This window comes from Gluconacetobacter sp. (assembly GCF_047721585.1).
GTDB lineage: Bacteria > Pseudomonadota > Alphaproteobacteria > Acetobacterales > Acetobacteraceae > Gluconacetobacter > Gluconacetobacter dulcium.
On record NZ_JBDNXE010000180.1, the window covers coordinates 1 to 5,857 of the forward strand.

A 5,857-nucleotide genomic window follows, 5' to 3' on the forward strand; every position below is an offset into this window, starting at 1 on the left:
CGGGCAGGCGGCTGTGCTGGCGGGGCGGCCGGCGACCCTCGGTGGGGGGCGGGGGCCGATCCCGGCGGCGCGTGGGGTGGGGCTGCTGTTCCTGGTGATTGCCGGTTTCGAGAGTGCCGGCGGCCTGACGCGCGCCGGGGCGCTGGCCGGCGGCATCAGTCGCGCGGCGGCGCGGGTGGTCGCGGTCGGCGAGGCGGATGGGCCGGTGGTGCCGGTGGGGACACGGCCGGCGCCAGCGGGCACCGATATTCGCTTCGAACAGGTATCGTTCCGCTGGCAGGCGGATCGGGGAGCCGTGTTCGACGGGTTGACGCTGGAGATCAGGCAGGGGGCGCGGGTTGCCATTCTGGGGCCTTCGGGGATCGGGAAATCCAGCCTCGCGGCGCTGCTGCTGAAGGTGGCGGCGCCGACATCGGGGCGGATCATCCTGGGGGGCGAGGATCTGGCGACGCTGGAGAGCGGCTCCGTGCGTCAGCGGATGGCGTGGCTGTCGCAGGCGACGCATCTGTTTGCCGATACCATCCGCGCCAACCTTCTGCTGGGCCGGCCGGATGCGACCGAGGCCGATCTGTGGACGGCGCTGGATCGCGCGCAGGTGGGCGATGTGGTGCGCGCGCTGCCCGATGGGCTGGACGCCTGGCTGGGCGAGGGCGGGGCATCGCTTTCGGGCGGGCAGGGGCGGCGGATCGCGCTGGCGCGCACGCTGCTGTCTGACGCACCGATCCTGATCCTGGACGAGCCGGCGACCGGCCTGGATGCGGAGACCGAGCGGGACTTCCTGACGACGCTTTACGATGTGACGGCCGGTCGCACCGTGATCCTGATCGCGCATCGTCTGGTCGGTGTGGAAAGGCTGGACCGTGTATGGCGTCTGTCGGACGGCCGGGCGGTCGCCGCCGCCGTCTGAGGCGGAGGGGTTTTTCAGGGAGCGGGGTTTCTGCCCTGAGAGGCATGCTGGCGAGCGAGAGCGGCCCGTGAGGGCCGCGCCCGTCGTGTGTTTTCGAGCATCGCAGCGGAGCGGCCTTGGTGGGCGCCTGCCGCGAAGCGCAGGCAACGCGCGTGTGGCGTCTGTCGGACGGCCGGATGGTCGCCGCCGCCGTTTGAAGCGGGGCGCTTTTTCGTAGGAACGGGGGTTTCTGCCCGGAGAGCCGTGCTGGTGAGCGAGAGCGGCCCGTCAGGGCCGCGCCCGTCGTGTGTTTTCGAGCATCGCAGCGGAGCGGCCTTGATGGCCGCCCGCCGCGAAGCGCAGAAAACGCGCGTCGGATCGCCGCCAGCGCGCCTCTCCGGGCAGAAACTGTTGACGTGGGGGTGGGGAGGGGGCACCAAGGTTCCCTATCCATATGTCGCTGACTTTCCCGCATTGTTGGCGGCGGATTCATCCGTAAGCCGGTTAAGCAAGGGGATCTACCGATGCGTCGCCTCTCTCTCGTTCTGGGGTTGTGTCTGCTGGCAGGGTGCGCCGATGGTCCGTCGCGGAAATATGTCGTGTTCTTCACCCGTGATTCCACGGCGCTGGAAGACCCGGCCCTGTGGGTGGTGCAGCATGCGGCGGAGCAGGCGGCGCATTATCCGCAATCGGTGGTGACGGTCGAAGGCTATGCCTCGGCGCATGGCGATCTGTCGGCGGATGCCCTGCTGGCCATCGACCGGGTGAAGAAGGTTTCGAGCCAGTTGGTGGCGGACGGGGTGCGGGCCGATCGAATCCGACAGAAGCCGCGTGCACCTTCGAACGAGGACGGCGCCGTGGGCTCGCGCCGGGTCGAGATCGAGATTGCCGCACCCTGACGCCCCCGTTACGGACCGGATGACGATGTCGCCCGCCGCCGGCATGACCGCCCCGGAGCCCGAGGATACGCCGCGCGCGATCCTGTCGCGCGTGTTCGGATTCCCCGATTTCCGGGGTCTTCAGGAAGAAGCGGTGGACGCGGTGATGGCCGGGCGCGACTGCCTGGTGCTGATGCCGACCGGCGGTGGCAAGAGCATCTGCTACCAGGTGCCGGCGCTGGCGCGACCGGGCACCGGGCTGGTGATTTCGCCGCTGATCGCGCTGATGGACGACCAGGTGGCGGCCCTGCGGCAGGTGGGGGTGAATGCCGGGGCGCTGCATTCGGAACTGGAACCCGACGATGCCGCGCGGGTGCGCGCGGATCTGGCGGCCGGCCGGCTGGATATCCTGTATGTCTCGCCCGAGCGGCTGCTGTCGCCCGGTACGCTGGAGCGGCTGTCGCGGCTGACGATCTCGGTCATTGCGATCGACGAGGCGCATTGCATCTCGGCCTGGGGGCATGAATTCCGGCCGGAATACCGGGCGCTGGCCACGCTGCCCGAGCATTTTCCCGGTGTGCCGCGCATTGCGCTGACGGCGACCGCCGACCCGCGCACGCAGACCGATATTCTCGGTGCGCTGGCGATGCCGGATGCGCTGGTCCTGCGCGCCAGTTTTCATCGGCCCAATCTGGACATCGCGGTACGGCCGAAGACTTCGGAACTGCGGCAGTTGCTGGAGGTGCTGGGGCGGCATGAGGGGGAGGCCGCGATCGTGTATTGCGGCAGTCGCAACAAGACCGAGCGGGTGGCGCGGTCGCTGGTCGAGCGCGACTGGCCGGCGCTGCCGTTCCATGCCGGGCTGTCGCCGATCGAGAAGCGGGCCGCGCTGGCCCGGTTCCGCTCGGGCGAGCCGGTGGTGATCGTCGCGACCGTTGCCTTCGGCATGGGGATCGACCGGCCCGATGTGCGGACGGTGGTGCATCTGGACATGCCCTCGTCGCCCGAAGCCTATTACCAGCAGATCGGCCGGGCCGGTCGTGATGGCGAGAAATCGGAGACCGTTCTGCTCTATGGCGGGGACGATATCGCGCGGGCCCGGCATTGGCTGGAGCAATCGGCGGCGCCCGAGGCCCAGAAGCGGATCATGAGCGCCCGGCTGGAGGCGATGATTACCCTGACCGAGACCACGGGGTGCCGCACGCAGGCGCTTCTGGGCTGTTTCGGCGAGACGCTGGCCACGCCGTGCGGGCATTGCGACAATTGCCGCAGCCCGGTCGCCTCGTTCGATGGCACGGTCGAGGCGCAGAAGGTTCTGTCGACGATCTATCGCATCGGCCAGAAATTCGGCGCGGTGCATGTGGCGGCGGTGCTGCGGGGCAAGGAGAGTGAGATGGGCGCGCGCTACAGCCATGATCGGCTGAGCGTGTTCGGTATCGGCAAGGACAGGCCCGAGCAGTTCTGGCGCGGGGTGATCCGGCAGTTGATCGCGCGTGGGGCCATTCGCGTGACCGGCGATTATAACGCGCTGGCGCTGAATGAAGCCGTGGCGCGTCCGATCCTGCGCGGTGAGGACAAGGTGTTGCTGCGCGACGACCCGGTGGAGGAATTGAAGACGGCGCGTGGCGCGCGGGCCGGGGGCGCCGCGCGGGCGGCTACGGCGCGGCCGGTGGTCAATCTGCCGCCCGAGGCCGAGGGGCCGTTCGCGGCGCTGCGTGCCTGGCGGCTGGGCGAGGCGCGTGAGCAGGAAATTCCGCCTTATGTGATCTTCCACGACGCGGTGCTGCATGACATCGCGATCGAACGTCCGGAGACGCTGGACGAACTGGGGCGGATCAAGGGCGTGGGTGCGTCGAAGCTGGACCGCTATGGCGACGCCGTGTTGCAGGTTCTGGCCGAGGCGGGCTGAGCCGATGGCCGGGGTGCCCTCCGAGGAACGGTATCGCGAGATTCTGTCGCTGGTGCGCGCGCGTGGTTATGTGGCCAATGAGGAACTGGCGCAGCGCCTGCGTGTGGCGGTGCAGACGATCCGCCGCGATGTGAACCATCTGGCCGGGATCGGGCAATTGGCCCGGCATCATGGCGGGGCGGGGCTGGTCTCGTCGATCGAGAACATTGCTTATGCGGAGCGGCAGATTCTCAACCGGCGGGAGAAGGAGGCGATCGGGCAGATCGCGGCCAGGGAAATTCCCGACCATTCGTCGCTGTTCATCAATATCGGCACCACGACTGAAGCCTTCGCGCGGGCGCTGCGGCATCGCCAGGGGTTGCGGGTGATTACCAACAATCTGCATGTGGCCTCGACCCTGGCGCCGGAGGCCAGTTTTCGCGTCGTGGTGGCGGGCGGCACGGTGCGCTCGCATGACGGGGGGATTACCGGCCCGACCGCGACGGCGATGATCGACCAGTATCGCGCGGATTTCGGGGTGATCGGCATCAGCGGCATCGAGGAAGACGGAACGTTGCTGGATTTCGATCTCGACGAAATCGACCTTGCGCGGGCGATCATGCGGAATGCGCGCACGGTGTTCCTGCTGGCCGACCATACCAAGTTCGGGCGGCGGCCGATGGGGCGGGTTGGGCATCTGTCGGACGTGCATGCGCTGTTCACCGATCGGCCGCCGCCGCCATCGGTGCGGGCGGTGCTGGAGCAGCATCAGATCGCCCTGCATATCGCCGGTGTGAGTCCGTAAACGCGCCGTGGCGCGGATCGGTCCTTTCGGGTTCGCGCGGTTTGTCTGCTTTTTGTGGGTACCATGTTCTAAAACGAACATCTGTGTGCGCTTCATGACAAAATAATCAGGGTTCTTGGGTTCGGAACCGCGCTCCATCGCTTCGTTTTGCGTTGATTTTTGCTTTTGTGTTCGTTTACGAACATGGCAGGAGGAACGAGTCATGCTGTCCGATCCATCACGTGCGGTGAATGCCGCGCAGCAACCCTATGACCTGCTGATTGTCGGGGGCGGTATCAATGGCGTCGGCATCGCGCGGGATGCCGCCGGGCGCGGGGCGTCGGTGCTGCTGGTGGAACAGCACGATCTGGCGTCCCATACCTCGTCCGCCAGTACCAAGCTGATTCATGGCGGGTTGCGGTATCTGGAATATTACGAATTCCGTCTGGTGCGTGAGGCGCTGATCGAGCGCGAGCGGCTGCTGGCGATCGCGCCGCATATCATCTGGCCGCTTTCTTTCGTGCTGCCGCATTCCAGGCTGGTGCGGCCGGCCTGGATGTTGCGGATGGGGCTGTTCCTGTACGACCATCTGGGTGGCCGGATGACGCTGCCGCGCTCGCGCGGGGTGCGGCTGGACCGCGACCCGGTGGGTACGCCGCTGCGGCCGGAATATCGGCGCGCATTCATCTATTCCGACGGGCGGGTGCTGGACAGCCGTTTGGTGGTGCTGAATGCCATGGATGCGCGGGCGAAGGGCGCCGATATCCGGACCCGCACCCGGCTGGTCGCGGCGCGCCGGGTCGATGGCGTGTGGGAAGCGACGATCGAGGACGCGAGCGGCCAGCAGGTGGTGCGGGCGCGCGGGCTGGTGAATGCCGCCGGGCCGTGGGTGGAGCGCATTCTGCGCGATACGCTGGCGATCGGGACATCCAAACAGGTGCGGCTGGTCAAGGGCAGCCACATCGTGGTGCCGCGCTGCTTCGAGGGCGAACAGGCTTATATCTTCCAGAATCCCGACCGGCGGATCGTGTTCGCCATTCCCTATGAGCGGGATTTCACGCTGATCGGCACCACCGATATTCCGTGGGCCGCCGATCCGGGGGAGGTGCGGATTGCCGACGATGAGGTGCGCTATCTGTGCGAGAGCGTGAACCGGTATTTCCGCAAGGCGGTCACGCCCGAGGATGTCGTGTGGACCTATGCCGGGGTCCGGCCGCTTTATGACGACGCGGCGCAGAATGCCTCGGCGGTGACGCGCGATTATGTGCTGGATGTGGATGCGCCGCCGGGCGAGGGGGTGTTGCTGTCGATCTTCGGTGGCAAGATCACGACCTACCGGCGCCTTGCGGAGCATGCGCTGGAGAAGCTGGCGCCGAGCCTGCCGGTTCTGGGTGGGGCCGGATGGACGGCCAGCCGGCCCT

5 protein-coding genes are annotated in these 5,857 nt (G+C 67.6%); all 5 read left to right on the top strand.

Annotation, left to right across the window (positions count from 1 at the left end; genetic code table 11):
• Positions 1-907, top strand: a 907-nt coding sequence (locus ABF821_RS19460) for an amino acid ABC transporter ATP-binding/permease protein (RefSeq protein WP_415531277.1), incomplete at its 5' end; no start/stop codon positions are given.
• A gap of 503 nt (positions 908-1,410) precedes the next feature.
• Positions 1,411-1,785 (top strand): OmpA family protein, encoded by a 375-nt coding sequence (locus ABF821_RS19465; RefSeq protein ID WP_182972960.1) that lies wholly within the window; start codon positions 1,411-1,413, stop codon positions 1,783-1,785.
• A 25-nt stretch (positions 1,786-1,810) separates the two neighbouring features.
• Positions 1,811-3,673 (top strand): DNA helicase RecQ, encoded by a 1,863-nt coding sequence (gene recQ / locus ABF821_RS19470; protein ID WP_415531278.1) that lies wholly within the window; start codon positions 1,811-1,813, stop codon positions 3,671-3,673.
• A 4-nt stretch (positions 3,674-3,677) separates the two neighbouring features.
• The gene (locus ABF821_RS19475; RefSeq protein ID WP_182972962.1) at positions 3,678-4,457 is read left to right on the top strand and encodes a DeoR/GlpR family DNA-binding transcription regulator; all 780 of its coding nucleotides are present in this window, start codon (positions 3,678-3,680) and stop codon (positions 4,455-4,457) included.
• 202 nt (positions 4,458-4,659) lie between these two features.
• On the top strand, positions 4,660-5,857 hold a 1,198-nt coding region (glpD, locus tag ABF821_RS19480), incomplete at its 3' end, for a glycerol-3-phosphate dehydrogenase (protein ID WP_415531279.1).

Coding starts and splice junctions, on each gene's coding strand:
- ABF821_RS19465 (WP_182972960.1), top strand. CDS start 1,411: ATGCGTCGCCTCTCTCTCGTTCTGGGGTTGTGTCTGCTGGCAGGGTGC.
- recQ (WP_415531278.1), top strand. CDS start 1,811: ATGTCGCCCGCCGCCGGCATGACCGCCCCGGAGCCCGAGGATACGCCG.
- ABF821_RS19475 (WP_182972962.1), top strand. CDS start 3,678: ATGGCCGGGGTGCCCTCCGAGGAACGGTATCGCGAGATTCTGTCGCTG.